Annotated in this window: 12 protein-coding genes; 2 read left to right on the top strand and 10 right to left on the bottom strand. The window is 64.1% G+C overall.

The annotated features are described in order from the left end of the window. Window positions 1–20: 20 nt before the first annotated feature. The 10 genes from FAZ97_RS18405 to FAZ97_RS18360 all read right to left on the bottom strand — a co-directional run bounded on the left by FAZ97_RS18405 (window position 21) and on the right by FAZ97_RS18360 (window position 9,236). Window positions 21–1,535: a complex I subunit 5 family protein gene (locus FAZ97_RS18405; protein WP_199272148.1), complete on the bottom strand. Its 1,515-nt coding sequence runs from the start codon at window positions 1,533–1,535 to the stop codon at window positions 21–23. Next, window positions 1,532–1,882, bottom strand: a complete 351-nt coding sequence (locus tag FAZ97_RS18400; protein WP_158759871.1) for an NADH-quinone oxidoreductase subunit K — start codon at window positions 1,880–1,882, stop codon at window positions 1,532–1,534. Before FAZ97_RS18400 ends, FAZ97_RS18405 begins: the two co-directional genes overlap by 4 nt. Then, window positions 1,879–2,823 (bottom strand): hydrogenase subunit MbhD domain-containing protein, encoded by a 945-nt coding sequence (locus FAZ97_RS18395; protein ID WP_158759870.1) that lies wholly within the window; start codon window positions 2,821–2,823, stop codon window positions 1,879–1,881. The genes FAZ97_RS18400 and FAZ97_RS18395 overlap by 4 nt, the downstream gene beginning before the upstream one ends. Next, window positions 2,820–3,113 (bottom strand): monovalent cation/H(+) antiporter subunit G, encoded by a 294-nt coding sequence (mnhG, locus tag FAZ97_RS18390; protein WP_158759869.1) that lies wholly within the window; start codon window positions 3,111–3,113, stop codon window positions 2,820–2,822. The genes FAZ97_RS18395 and mnhG overlap by 4 nt, the downstream gene beginning before the upstream one ends. After that, window positions 3,110–3,394, bottom strand: a complete 285-nt coding sequence (locus FAZ97_RS18385) for a monovalent cation/H+ antiporter complex subunit F (protein WP_158759868.1) — start codon at window positions 3,392–3,394, stop codon at window positions 3,110–3,112. Before FAZ97_RS18385 ends, mnhG begins: the two co-directional genes overlap by 4 nt. Continuing rightward, window positions 3,387–3,926 carry a Na+/H+ antiporter subunit E gene (locus tag FAZ97_RS18380; RefSeq protein WP_158759867.1) on the bottom strand — a complete coding sequence of 180 codons (540 nt, stop codon included), beginning with the start codon at window positions 3,924–3,926 and terminating at the stop codon, window positions 3,387–3,389. The genes FAZ97_RS18385 and FAZ97_RS18380 overlap by 8 nt, the downstream gene beginning before the upstream one ends. A gap of 79 nt (window positions 3,927–4,005) precedes the next feature. Continuing rightward, window positions 4,006–7,080 carry an efflux RND transporter permease subunit gene (locus tag FAZ97_RS18375; protein WP_158759866.1) on the bottom strand — a complete coding sequence of 1,025 codons (3,075 nt, stop codon included), beginning with the start codon at window positions 7,078–7,080 and terminating at the stop codon, window positions 4,006–4,008. Continuing rightward, the gene (locus FAZ97_RS18370; protein WP_199272147.1) at window positions 7,077–8,168 is read right to left on the bottom strand and encodes an efflux RND transporter periplasmic adaptor subunit; all 1,092 of its coding nucleotides are present in this window, start codon (window positions 8,166–8,168) and stop codon (window positions 7,077–7,079) included. Before FAZ97_RS18370 ends, FAZ97_RS18375 begins: the two co-directional genes overlap by 4 nt. A 157-nt stretch (window positions 8,169–8,325) precedes the next feature. Then, window positions 8,326–8,712, bottom strand: a complete 387-nt coding sequence (locus tag FAZ97_RS18365; RefSeq protein ID WP_158759865.1) for a hypothetical protein — start codon at window positions 8,710–8,712, stop codon at window positions 8,326–8,328. Window positions 8,713–8,774: 62 nt separating this feature from the next. Then, complete coding sequence (locus FAZ97_RS18360) at window positions 8,775–9,236, bottom strand: outer membrane lipoprotein (protein WP_158759864.1); 462 nt, start codon at window positions 9,234–9,236, stop codon at window positions 8,775–8,777. A gap of 534 nt (window positions 9,237–9,770) precedes the next feature. Here FAZ97_RS18360 and FAZ97_RS18355 point away from each other — a divergent pair. Together FAZ97_RS18355 and FAZ97_RS18350 are read left to right on the top strand one after the other, a co-directional pair. Continuing rightward, entirely contained in the window at window positions 9,771–10,388 is a 618-nt protein-coding gene (locus FAZ97_RS18355; protein WP_158759863.1) for a LysE family translocator, read from the top strand. Window positions 10,389–10,460: 72 nt separating this feature from the next. Next, entirely contained in the window at window positions 10,461–12,836 is a 2,376-nt protein-coding gene (locus FAZ97_RS18350) for a DNA polymerase II (protein ID WP_158759862.1), read from the top strand. The last annotated feature ends 619 nt before the right edge of the window (window positions 12,837–13,455 follow it).

Raw genomic sequence — 13,455 nt, 5'->3', positions numbered from 1 at the left:
GAGCAGACCTTGGGAGATGTTCATGGCAACCCCGCAGGCGGCATCACGGTGCGTCCAATCTGCGCCACGTCGACCGGCAGCAGCACGGCGAGGCCAAGCAGGAACGAACACGTTGCGAGGCCGAGCACCGCGAGCTGCTGGTAACGCGGCACCTGCCGTTGCGGCGACCAGCCGGGCGCGGCGGGCTCCATCGCGCGCACCACCACCATGAAGACATAGACGCTCGTGAGCAGGCCGCCCGCCAGCATCACCAGCGCCCACCACCATTGCCCCGTCGCGAGCGCCGCCGACATCAGCAGCCACTTGGCCAGGAAGCCACCGGAAGGCGGCAAGCCGATCAATGTGGCGCCGGCCAGCGCGAATGCCGTCAGCGTCATGGGCAAGGCGCGGGCTGCGCCGCGCAGGTCGGCCAGGCGGTCATGACCGAGTGTGCTGTAGATCAGCCCCGCCGCGAGGAACATGGCCGCTTTGGCGCTCGCGTGCGAGATGGCCTGCAGCAGGCCGCCCGTGACGGCCCGGGCGCCTTCGTGCTGCACGGCGAGCGGGAACAGCAGGAACAGATAGCCGATCTGCGCAACCGTCGAGTAGGCGATCAGGAGTTTCAGGCGCGCCTGGCGCAGCGCCACGACGTTGCCGAAGAGGATGGCCATCGCGCCCAGCGCCGCCAGCAGTTGCGCGCACGATACGCTGACGATGCCGGCAAAGACATCGAGCCACAACCGCACCACCACGAACCACGATCCCTTGATGACCAATGCCGACAGCAGCGCGCTTGCGGCGGCGGGCGCGCCCGCGTGCGCAGGCGGCAGCCACAGATGCAGCGGGAACAGCGCGGTTTTGGCGAGCATGCCTGCCGTCATCAGCGCCAACGCCGTCCAGGCCAGCGGCTGGGCGCCGATCCTCCCGGCAAGCAGCGCGATGTCCAGCGTGCCGTAGGCGCCATAGAGCAGAAAGACACCCAGCAGATACAGCATCGATCCGATCAGCGCGTACAGCAGATAGCGCAGTGCGGCCAGTAACGTTTCGGCGCGGCCATCGAGGGACACCAGAGGCACACCGGCAAAAGTCAGCAGTTCGAGCGCGACGTAGAGCGTGAAAATGTCTCCGCTGACGAAGACCAGATTGAGCGCCCCCCATACCGCGAGCAGCAGCAACCAGAATGACAACGGCGCGCGCGCCTCGGTCGTGCCGGACGGCGTGCCGAAATCGCCGTTGGCGTAAATGGCCACTGCGGCCACGACTACGGCGACCACCAGCATCATGCAAACCGAGAGGCCGTCCGCGCGAAGCATGACGCCCAGTGGCGGCGACCAGCCGCCCAGCAGATATCGCAATGCGTCGCCCGAGACCAGCAGCCTGGCCGCAATCTCCAGCACGACGCCGAAACCGAAGGCAATCGTCACCCAGGCCACACGTTGCGCGAGGCGCCCGCCGAGCGCCAGGGCCGCCATCATCCCGGCAAAAGGCAACAAGATGGCGAGCGCGAGCAGCAGGCCGCCCGGCGTCGACTGCCCCGCGAGCGCCAGCGTCGTCACGTGGCCTCCGTCCTGGCGCGCGCCCCGCCCGACGCTGCATCGCCTTCCGCCGAAAGCGAATTCGAACCCGTTTCCGAGAACCTGCGCAGCATGAGCCCGACTGCCAGCGCGGAAGCGGCGAACGACACGACGATCGCCGTGATCAACAGCGCCTGCGGCACCGGATCGCCGGACATGCCCGCGCCGGCGCCTCGATGCGCGATCACGGCACAGGCCAGAAAAACGCCATTGCCCGTGAGATTGAAGGCCAGCACCTTGCGCAAAGGCTGCGGGTTGACGATCAGGCCGTACAGGCCCAGACCCACGAGGGCGGCAGCCGTCAAGCCGAACAACTGCGAGACGTTCATGGGCTCATCTCCGGCCGCTGGGGTGGCCCGACCAGCAGGAGCACCAGGGTCACGGCAAGCGAAGGCAACAGCGCGGCTTCAATGACGATGATCCACAGCTTCGCCCGGCCATCGGGGTACGCCAGAAGCGCTCCCGCCATGACGGCGCCGAGCAGGCCAAGCGCGATGAACACAGCTGGCCCGAGGATCAGCACGGCGCGCAACCAGCGCCGGCTGATCGGCGGCGCATCGCGCAGACCGGACATCATGACGAGCAGCCACATTGCGGCAATCACCGTGGCGCCCTGGAATTTGCCGCCCGGATGATCGGCGCCGACCCAGAAAATGTAGATGCCGATCACGACGCCTATCGGCGGCAATACGCGTGCGAGGTACACCAGAATGTCGTTGGGGCTCACCACCTGCGCGAGTCCCGGCCTGCCGCCCCAGAAGCGGTCCGGCGCCAGCGACCAGACGCCGACCACGCCCAGCAGCAGCACGATCGCTTCCAGCAGCGTGTCGATCGCGCGGAACGACAGCAGGACTGCCGTGATCGGATTGCCGACGCCAGTCGCCTGAATGTGTTGCGCCACCTCCGGCGCGAGCGTCGGAGCGGGGTCCGGCAAATTCCACAGGCAAGCGGCAATCACGATGGCGACGCACGCGGAGACGGCTCCCGCCAGGACACGCATCGCGAGACCCGGCTCCTCGGCGCGGGCGGCCGCTTCCGTTGGCTGCAGCCGCGAAGCCGCGCGGATCAGCAGCGCGCCGGTCAAGCCCGCACCGATGGCCGCTTCGGTCAACGCCACGTCGACTGCGCGCAGCACCAGCCAGGCCAGCGTGAGCAGCAGGCCATACGGAATGAACCCGGCGACCGCGGCGAACGTATCGCGCACAACGATGGTCCAGAGCGCGAGCGCCAGCAGCAGAACCCCGATGCCGACGGAGATGGCGGTGATCATGTGCCCTCCTCCTGGCGGCGCGCGGCGCGCGCGATGAGCTGCGACACATCGGACGACGTCAGCATCACCAGCAGCCAGACCACGATCAGCTTGAGGGCGATCACGATATGCCCCGTCTGCGGCACGAGACCCAGCACCACCATGCCGAGGCCCAGGTTGTCGGCCTTGGTCAACGCGTGCAGCCGCGTGTAGGTATCGGGGAAGCGCAGCAGCCCGACCGTACCGGCCACGAAGAAGACAATGCCCGCCAGCATCGCGGCGATCGTGAAGATATCGGCTGCGGTTTTCATTTCCGGTCCTCCTTCACGATATCGCCTTGCGCCTGACGATCGGCCTTGACGAAGGCCACCGAGGCGAACGCCGCGAGCACGGCAAGCGTCAACGCGACATCCACGACCGCCTCGACGCCGCTTGCCGTGCCCACCAGCAGCAAGGCCGCGATCCCTCCGGTGCCGAACAGTTGCGCGGCCATCATGCGGTCGGCGCGCGTGGGCCCGCGCAGCACGGTCAACAAGCCCACGGCCACCATCAGCAGCACCACCGCGCAAACGGCAATGAGCACGTCAGCCATGACGTTCACCGCTGACCGAAGCGCCCACCAAAGCGCCCGCCAGGCGCCGTTCTTCGTCTGCCAACTGCGCGGCAACGGGCTGCGAAATGTCGAGGCAGTGGTAGACGAGCCCGTCCGCGGTCTCGTCTACCGGAAGCGACCCCGGCAGGAGACTCGTGATGATGGCGAATCCGTTGCGGGCCGTGCCCGGCGGAAAGCCGACCCGATAGACCACGATACCCGGCCGCAAGGGCAGGCGCGGGTCCAATGCGCGGCGCGCCACGTCGATGCCCGCAAGCAGCGACTGCAAGAGAAAATGCGGCGCGAAGACGAGTAAAGCGCCAAGGCGCAACATGCCTGCGGCGGGAGGCTGGAGACGCAGGCTCATCTGTGTCGCGACGAACGTCGCGATCAGGCCGCAGGCGAGATCGGCCGGCTTCACGCTCGGCATCAGAATGATCCATAGCGCCAGAAAACACAGCGCGCGCGCCAGCGCGACGCGCCAATGCGAACGCCAGTCGAGCAGAAAAGCACGCAGCGATGGTGTGCTCATGAACGAAGCGCCTCCTCTACGGAAATCCAGCGAGCGCGAACATGGCGCAGGGTCCCGGATGGAATCGGCCCCACGCGGCTTACACCGCCCCGCTCGCCGCACCCGAATGCGATGCCGGCTGGTCTTCCTTGCCGAACACCACCATGTACAGCGCCGGCAGGAACACCAGGGTCAGCAGCGTCGCCACCAGCAACCCGCCCATGATCGCGAAGGCCATGGCGCCCCAGAACACCGTGGGCGCGATCGGGATCAGGCCGAGCACGGTCGAGATCGAGGTCAGCATCATGGGCCGTATGCGCGACGTGCCCGAGGCAACCACGGCCTCGAGCACGCCCATCCCCTCTTGCCGATAGGTCTCGATCTGCACGATCAGGATCAGGCCGTTCTTCGCGATCATGCCGATCAACGCGAGAATGCCCAGAATGGCGACGAAACCCAGCGGCCGGTTGAAGATCAGCAGCGCGAGCACCACGCCTATCAGGCCCAACGGCATCACCGAGACCACCATCGCCAGCCGCTTGAAGCTCACCAGCAGCACCATCATGCTCGTGAGCATCAGCACGATCATCACCGGGATCACGGCGAACACCGACGCTTGCGAAATTGCGCTTTCCTCGAAGATGCCGCCGGTCGCGACGTGGTAGCCCTTGGGCAGCTTCGCGTTGAAATCGGCGATCTTCGGCGCGAGCGTTGCGACGACATCGTCGGGCAGCGCGCCATGCATCACGTCGGCGCGCACGGTGAGCGTCGGAACGCGGTTTCGCCGCCATACCAGCGGCGACTCCTGCTCCTCCGTGAACGTCGCGAACTGGCTGAGCGGCACCATCCGGCCGCTCGGCGTGGGCACCTGCAACGTACTCAATGATTGAACCGTCAGCGGCTGCTCTTCCTGCGCGCGCGCCACGACGTTGACGAGGTAGATGTCGTCGCGTATCTGCGTGAGCGGCGTGCCGGTAATCACGGTGTTCATGATCGCGGCCAGCGCCGCCGAACTCACGCCGAGCTGGCGCGCTTCATCCTGGTTGATGTGAATGCGAATCTGCCTGGCCGGCTCCATCCAATCGAAATTGATGTGGCGCGTGCGCTCGTCGGAACCCACGATACCGGCCAGATCGAGTGCGGTCCTGCGCACCTGCGCCGGGTCGGGGCCCGAGACGCGATACTGCAGCGGCCAACCCACCGGTGGCCCCAGCTCCAGCGGCGACACGCGGGCGACGATGCCGGGAAACTGGTCGCTCAGCGTTTTCTCCAGCTTCAATTGCAGGCGGTCGCGCGCTTCGAGATTTTTCGCGACCACGATGATCTGCGCGAAAAACGGATTGGGCAGCTGAACATTGAGCGTGAGAATAAAGCGCACGGCGCCGCGGCCCACATAGCTGCTGAAGTGGTCGACATCGGGATCGCTTTTCAAAATCGCTTCAAGGCGCGCGACTTGTGCCTCGGTCGCGTGGATGGACGCATTCTGGCGCAAGGTCAGATCCACCGTCAGTTCGGGCCGATCCGATGCGGGGAAGAACTGCCGCGGCACGAACCGCACGAGGAAGATCGACACCACGAACGCCGCGAGCGTGATGGCGATCGTCAACCACTTCAGCCGCAGCGCGCCACGCAGGAAGCGGTCATAGGCCGTGAGCATCTTGCCGGGCTTGCGCGGCTCCTTCTCCGGCTTGGGCGCTTTGAGGATCACCACACCGACCAGCGGCGAGAAAATCACGGCGCCGAACCACGACGCGAGCAGCGCGATTGCCACCACGGCAAAAATGGAGAACGTATATTCGCCCGCCGAACTCTTTGCGAAGCCAATCGGCACGAAACTGGAGATCGACACGAGGGTGCCGATCAGCATCGGCGCGGCCAGCGTGCGGTATGCGAACGTCGCGGCCTGATCCTTGCTGTCACCGGCGGCGAGGCGGTTGATCATGGCGTCGACCGTGGTCATGGCGTCGTCGACCAGCAAGGTCAGCGCAATGATCAGTGCCCCTAACGATACCCGGTGCAAGTCGATGTGCACGGCGTCCATGATCGCGAATACGATCGCCAGCGTCAGAGGAATCGACAAGGCCACCACCGTCCCCGGCCGCACGCCCAGACTCAGGAAACTGCACACCAGGATGATGATGATGGCCTGCCAGAGCGACGCCATGAAGTCGTTGATCGCGACATCGACGGTATCCGACTGGTTGGCGACCAGGAACGGCTCGATGCCGGCGGGCAGGTTCGCGGTGGCGTCGGCCATCTCGGCCTTCAGGTTATGACCGAGCGCCAGGATGTCGCCCGAATCGCGCATCGCGATCGCGAGGCCGATGGCCGGCTTGCCGTTCACACGGAACATCGGCTGGGGCGGATCGGCGAAGCCGCGTCTCACCGTGGCGATGTCGCCCAGACGAACGATGCGCCCGCCGAGCACCAGGTTGACGTTCTCGATGTCGCGTGCGGAGTCGAAGGCGCCCGTCACCCTGAAGAACACTCGCTCCTGCCCGGTTTGCAGGACGCCGGTCGGCCTGATCAGATTTTGCGCTCTCAATGCCGCGACGATGGTCGGGTAGTCCAGGCGCAAGCCCGCGAGGCGCGTGGTCGAGAACTCGATGTAGATCTGCTCGTCCTGCGCGCCCAGCACCTCGATCTTCGAAACGTCGGGCACGAGCAGCAGGCGCGAGCGGATCGCTTCGACGTGGTCGCGCAACTCGCGCATGTTGTAGCCGTCGGCGGTGAATCCGTAGATGATGCCGTAGGTGTCGCCGAAGTCGTCGTTGAAGAACGGCCCGAGCGTGCCGGCCGGGAGCGTTTGGCGCATGTCGTCCACGTTCTTGCGCACCTGGTACCAGATGTTCTGGACTTCTGAAGGCGGCGTGGATTGCAGGAGATCGACGAAGATCGTCGTCTGGCCCGCTGTCGTATAGCTGCGTATGCGATCGAGATGGCGGGTTTCCTGCAGCGTGCGCTCGAGCCGCTCGGTCACCTGCGAGAGGGTGTCGTCGACTGTCGCCCCCGGCCACGCGGCCGCCACGATCATGGTGCGAAAGGTAAAGACCGGATCCTCGGCACGCCCCAACTGCAAGAATGACAGCGTTCCGGCCACCAGTGCGGCGATCATCAGGAACACCACCAGGGGGCGCTTCGAAAGCGCCCACTCGGAGAGATTCGGGCCAATCACCTGGGAGCCTCGGTCCAGTTAATTTTCTGTCCCGGCCGCAATGCCTGTACACCGGCAGTCACGACCACGTCGCCCGTGGCGAGGCCCTGCGATACCTGAACGCGGTCCTCGCCGTACGCTTGAAGCTCGACCTCGCGCACAGAAACCGTCCCCGTCTTCGTATCGACCACCCAGACCGCCGGTTTGCCGCCGGGCTGGATCAGCGCGCTCGAGGGAATTTCGATGGCCGGCGCGCGCTGCAGCGTCATGTGGCCAATGACCGTACTGCCGAGGCGCATGGCAGCCGGCGGATTGAGCACCTGCACCCGGACCGCGAAAGTACCGGTCACCGGATCGGCGCGGGGCGATACTTCGCGCACCTTACCAATGGCGGTGGTCTCGGGGTTGCTGGCAAGCGCGATGACAATGTCGGGATTGGCCGGCGCGACATCCTTGATCGCGGCGGGCACATCGAATACGGCATCTACCGCGCCTTCGCGAGCAATCTGCACGATCATGCGGCCAGCCGGAACCACCTCGCCCGGCTCCGCCCCTCGCGCCGTGACCACGCCGGCGACATCGGAAACGAGGTCGGTATAGCTCAGCCGGTTCTGTGCGATGTTGACCAGCGACTGCGCGGAATCGACTTGCGACTGCGTGATCTTTGCCATCGCTTCCGACTGTTCGAACGAAGCACGCGACACGGCATGCTCCGCAAGCAGATCGCGCATGCGGGTGAACATGGTGCGCGCTTCCAGGGCTTGTGCTTGAGCAGCCGCCAGTTGCGCGCGGGCGGACTGCAGGCTGCTTTCCTCGTTCATCCGGTCGAGCCGCGCCAGCACCTGGCCCGCCCGTACGCGATCTCCGACGTCGACGTTGCGGGATGTCATTCTTCCGTCGATACGGAACGACTGATTGATCTCGGCCTGTGCCTGCAACCTTCCAGTCAAGGCGATGGTCGTTCCCGCCTCCTGCTTTTCCACCCTGACGGCGCGTACCGGGCGGACCTCCGTCACCGGCGCTTCTTCGCCCTTGCGGCAGCCCGCCAGCAGTGAGCCTGCCGCCAATACACACAGTGCGCACAGCGTCACGGCAAAAGGCAGGGACACCGCTCGACATGGAGCATGTTTCGCAAACACTGGCGTATTCCTCCGGATCCCTGGACCGGCTGCCCGCGTCCACCCTGAAATGACATCGCGCCCTGTTGCAGCCTTCGCCGGGCGCGCCGGTATCCATCCGAAAACAACTACCGACAAACCGGCGCGATCACCACGCGTTAGCGGTCCGCGAACGTGAATACCGTATCGAGGGACATCGGAAGGCGCCGTACTTGAATACGAACAGGCGGTTGAAGATGAACACCCTGATCGGAGCGATCCTGGTGGCAAACGTCGCGATGGTGTTGAGGAACGCGACCGGCTTCAGGCCGTACAGCATGAGAAAGCGAAACAGCCAGACGCTGGTTAAAGCCGCGACGATAACCGTGGCTGCATTGCCATAGGCGAACACCGGTGAAAAAGCGCCCAGCGCGGACTCGATCGGCATCCGGTACGAAACGTTGCCGATGCAACTGCCGCTCCCGGCGCCCACCATGCCCTCGGTTACCATCGCGGTCGGCTGCACGCGGCTCATCTTCTGCCCGGTATCGGCCATCGGTTTCCTCGCCTGGTTCGGAACTTCGCTTTATCGAGAGACCCATCCCGCCTGCGTTCACGTCATCGGGTCACGCGCACCGAGTTGTTGCCGAACAGCACTCGCACACGGTCGCCCGGAACGAACTGCTGATCCGCGTCCTGAACCACCGATATCAGTTGCCCCGAATCCAGACGCACGACGATCTCAAGGCCCGTGCGCTGCGTGACGCGCTGCTCCACGGCATTGCCCGCCGCGCCGCCCAGCACGGCGCCGCCGATGCCCGCCGCAACGGAACCCGTGCCGCGCCCGATGTTGCTGCCCGCCGCGATGCCTCCAAGTGCGCCGCCCGCGATCGCGCCAATGCCGGATGGACCGGGCTGGATCGTGACGGACCGCACCGATTCGATCGCACCGAGTTCGACCACCATCACCTGTTGCGCCTGGGCCGGCGTGAAGGTGGAGCCCGAAGTGGGCGCCTCGCAGGCGCAAAGCGCTAGCGAGGCAACCAGCGAAGTCACTAACGCACAGCCGGCACCTCGCATTTCAGTCTCCTTCCTGGCGTCGCCAGAGCGGACCCTGCGACAACACTAAAAAGACAGTCTTTAACACGAGGCATCGTGCGTATCCGATTTCCCAAAATCCGCACGATCTCGATTGAGACCTGATCGCGCACAAGAATTCAAAGGTTGCGCGCAGGATAAAGACTAGACGGTTTTAGAGGGAAACGCTCGCTGCGTGCGGTTTTCCCGTTTTAGTCGTTACTGGACAGGCATCAACGAAAGATGTTTCTCTTTTTTGAATTCAAAATGACCCATTAAAGCGCGACCTTGTGAGCAACCGAAACAACCCGAGTAACAGGATGGTTGTGAACATCCATGCAAATAGTCCGAGCGAACAAGCCTTGTCGATGTTTCGCGTGAACGCCTCGGTGAACGTCTCAGTGAATTCCGCCGCGTCATGCCTCAACCCAATCCGTACTGTTCAGCGTCCACAGAACTGTACCGGTACTGTACCGCGCACTGTCGATAAACTGATCTCCGTCGAATCTGTCTTCTCTTTCCGGAGCCCCTCGCATCATGCTGCCCGAAATGCTCAGCGCGCTGCCCGCCGGCATGCTCTTCGTCGTGGTCACGACGATCACGCCCGGCCCCAATAACACCATGTTGCTCGCTTCCGGCGTCAACTTCGGTTTTCGCCGCACGGTGCCGCACATTCTCGGCATTAGTGCCGGCGTGGTTGTGCTCATGCTCTCCGTGGGTTTCGGGCTTGGCCAGGTGTTCCGGCACATTCCGTCGCTCTATGTCGTGCTGGAAGTCGCGAGCATTGCGTACCTGCTGTATCTCGCGTGGAAGATCGGCACCTCGGGCGACCTCAAGGTCAAGAGCGGCGAGCATCGGCCCATGCGCTTTCATGAAGCCATCGCGTTCCAGTGGGTCAATCCCAAGGCGTGGATGATGGTGCTCACGGCCGCCACCACGATTCGCCTTTCCGCGAACTTCGGCACCAATACGATGGCGATGGCCGTCCTGTTCTATGTGATCGGCCTGCCCTGCATCTGCATCTGGGCCGCGTTCGGCACCAGCATGCGGCGTTTTCTGTCGAACCCGCGGCGGCTGCGCCTGTTCAATGTCGGCATGGCGCTCTCGCTGATCGTTTCGCTGTATCCAATGTTCGCGCACCTGCTTCAGCGCTAACACGACCCGCCGCCTTTCTCAGGTTCAACCGCTACAATCGCAACCGGGAAACATGGGCGGCGGAGTCACACTTTGTCTGAGTTTGAAGCGGGTTTTATTCTCACCCGCCATTGGCGCGATACGGGCGAACACACCGAGGTCGACTTCTGGCTCGCGACCGACGCAGGGCCGCGTCAGCTGCGCCTGCGTCCCCAGCCCTCTGTGGCGTTCGTGCCGGCCGCGCAGGAAAACGCGGCCCGCGCCGCACTAAAGGGCGACGCACGCGCCGAACTCCGCCCGCTCAATTTGCGCGACTTCCAGCGCCGTCCGGTGCTGGGGCTCTACTCGCCGCAACATCGCGCCCTCGCGGGGCATGCAAAGCGCCTCGCCAAAGCGGGCGTCGACGTCTACGAAGCCGATATCCAGCCGCCGGACCGCTACATGATGGAACGGTTCATCACGGCGCCCGTGCTGTTTCGAGGCGATGCCGTCGACGCGAACGGAAGCGGCGTGCTGCTCGACGGCGAGATGAAGCCCGCCAACGGTTATCGCCCGCACTTGAGACTCGTGTCGCTCGACATCGAAACGAGCGCGCAGGGCGAGCTGTATTCCATTGCGCTCGAAGGCTGCGGACAACGCCAGGTCTACATGCTCGGCCCCGCCAATGGCGACGCGAGCCAGATCGACTTCGACTTCGAATACTGCGAAAGCCGCGCGCTGATGCTCGAACGCCTGAACGCGTGGATGGCGCAGCACGACCCCGACGCGATCATCGGCTGGAATCTCGTGCAGTTCGATTTGCGCGTGTTGCACGCGCACGCCCAGCAAACCGGCGTGCCGCTGCGCCTTGGGCGCGGCGGCGAGGTCATGGAATGGCGCGAGCACGGCATGCGGGAGAATCACTTTTTCGCCGGCGCAGCGGGGCGCCTCATCATCGACGGCATCGAGGCGCTGCGCTCGGCCACCTGGAGCTTTCCGTCGTTCAGTCTCGAATACGTCGCGCAGGCGCTGCTCGGCGAAGGCAAGTCCATCGACAATCCGTATCAGCGCATGGACGAGATCCAGCGCCGCTTCGACGAAGACAAACCCGCGCTGGCCCGCTACAACCTCAAGGACTGCGAACTGGTCACTCGTGTCTTCGAGAAAACCGAGCTGATTGCCTTTTTGCTCGAGCGCGCGTCGGTCACGGGGCTGCCGGTGGATCGCAGCGGCGGTTCGGTCGCCGCGTTCACGCACCTGTATCTGCCGAAGATGCACAGGCTCGGCTACGTGGCGCCCAACATCGGCGACGTGGTGGGCGAAAACAGCCCCGGGGGCTTCGTCATGGATTCGCGCCCCGGCATCTACGACTCGGTGCTCGTGCTCGACTACAAGAGCCTCTACCCCTCGATCATCCGTACGTTTCTGATCGATCCCGTCGGGCTCATCGAAGGTCTGAGCGATCCCGGCGACGCGGTGTCCGTGCCCGGCTTTCTCGGAGCGCGCTTCTCGCGTGAAAAGCATTGCCTGCCGGAAATCGTGCGCCAGGTGTGGGACGAACGCGAAAACGCGAAGCGGCACCACAACGCCCCGCTCTCGCAGGCGCTCAAGATCATCATGAACGCGTTTTACGGCGTGCTCGGCTCGACCGGCTGCCGTTTCTTCGACCCGCGCCTCGCCTCTTCGATCACGATGCGCGGGCACGAGATCATGCGCAGAACACGTCAGCTCATCGAGTCGCAAGGCTACGACGTGATCTACGGCGACACCGACTCGACCTTCGTCTGGCTCAAACACGCGCACAGCGAGGCCGACGCCACGCGCACCGGCAAGCAACTCGTCGAGCACGTCAATGCGTGGTGGAAGGCCGAATTGCAGGAACGCTTCGGTCTCCAAAGCGCCCTGGAATTGCAATTCGAACGCCATTACTCGCGCTTTCTAATGCCCACGGTGCGCGGCGCGGAAGAAGGCAGTAAAAAGCGCTACGCCGGGCTTACGCTCGCGAAGAACGGCGGCGAAGAAGTCGTGTTCAAGGGCCTCGAAACCGTGCGCACCGACTGGACGCCGCTCGCGCAGGAGTTCCAGCGCGAACTGTACCGGCGCATTTTTCAGCGCGAGCCCTATGTGGAGTACATCCGCGACTATGTGCAGCGCACGCTCAATGGCGAACTGGACGACCAGCTCGTCTACCGCAAGCGCTTGCGCCGGCCGCTCGTCGAGTATCAGCGCAACGTGCCGCCGCACGTGCGCGCCGCGCGCGTCGCGGACGAGTTCAATCGCGCGAAGGGCCGTCCGCTCCAGTATCAGAACGGCGGCTGGATCAGCTACGTGATGACGACGGCCGGCCCCGAGCCGCTCGAAACGCTGAGTTCGCCGCTCGATTACGCGTTCTATGTGAGCCGTCAGCTACAGCCTGTTGCGGACGCGATCCTGCCTTTCCTGCGCGAGGATTTCGATACGCTGATGTCGGGGCAGCAGAGCTTGTTTTGATGTTCCCGCACAAATAAGTTTGTACCCATACTGCCGATAGTACCGGCCTCTCAAGCCGGCGCGTTCTCCACCCGCGAGCCTGAAAGTCTGTACTTTTACAGTCTTCCGCGGGCGGCGTTGCGCTGGAATGTACATGAGTCTGTACTTGCCTTACCCGTCAAGCATTTGTTGGATTCATTAAAACAGGGTCAAATTCTGGCGCAATTACCGCGAAGCTCCGCTACATCCCTCGCTGACCGCCTCCTTCGGGGATTCCGAATTGATAACTTCGGATCCATCTAAGGCTTACGTTCCTTTCACAGCGAGCTGATCAAGGGAGCATCGGATCTTCTCACGCACTTCGGCGCTCTCCTACTGGACTGACGTGTGTGTCTTTCGGCAAATCGACGAACGTCACACATTTTCCGCAAGCGCAGTGCGTGGCAGTTGTCAACTGCGCGTACTGCAATTTGCAATCGCCGTTGCTCTCATCCCTGGGGGCCGTCGCCGGGCACGCGGGCCACGTGAGTCTGGGGAGGTCTGAAAGGCCCGGCGCCCGAGAAAGCCTTTGAGCTACTGCCACGGTACCTGTGGCCGTCGCCAAATTCGCACAAGATTACGACATTCAATACGGTCAAAT

The sequence above is a fragment of the Paraburkholderia acidiphila genome, from assembly GCF_009789655.1.
Lineage (GTDB): Bacteria > Pseudomonadota > Gammaproteobacteria > Burkholderiales > Burkholderiaceae > Paraburkholderia > Paraburkholderia acidiphila.
This window is presented reverse-complemented; position numbering and strand designations above follow the sequence as displayed.

Bases quoted from the DNA above. Each gene is read 5' to 3' on its own strand.
- FAZ97_RS18400 (WP_158759871.1), bottom strand. From the start codon at position 1,882: ATGAACGTCTCGCAGTTGTTCGGCTTGACGGCTGCCGCCCTCGTGGGT.
- FAZ97_RS18395 (WP_158759870.1), bottom strand. From the start codon at position 2,823: ATGATCACCGCCATCTCCGTCGGCATCGGGGTTCTGCTGCTGGCGCTC.
- mnhG (WP_158759869.1), bottom strand. From the start codon at position 3,113: ATGAAAACCGCAGCCGATATCTTCACGATCGCCGCGATGCTGGCGGGC.
- FAZ97_RS18385 (WP_158759868.1), bottom strand. From the start codon at position 3,394: ATGGCTGACGTGCTCATTGCCGTTTGCGCGGTGGTGCTGCTGATGGTG.
- FAZ97_RS18380 (WP_158759867.1), bottom strand. From the start codon at position 3,926: ATGAGCACACCATCGCTGCGTGCTTTTCTGCTCGACTGGCGTTCGCAT.
- FAZ97_RS18365 (WP_158759865.1), bottom strand. From the start codon at position 8,712: ATGGCCGATACCGGGCAGAAGATGAGCCGCGTGCAGCCGACCGCGATG.
- FAZ97_RS18360 (WP_158759864.1), bottom strand. From the start codon at position 9,236: ATGCGAGGTGCCGGCTGTGCGTTAGTGACTTCGCTGGTTGCCTCGCTA.
- FAZ97_RS18355 (WP_158759863.1), top strand. From the start codon at position 9,771: ATGCTGCCCGAAATGCTCAGCGCGCTGCCCGCCGGCATGCTCTTCGTC.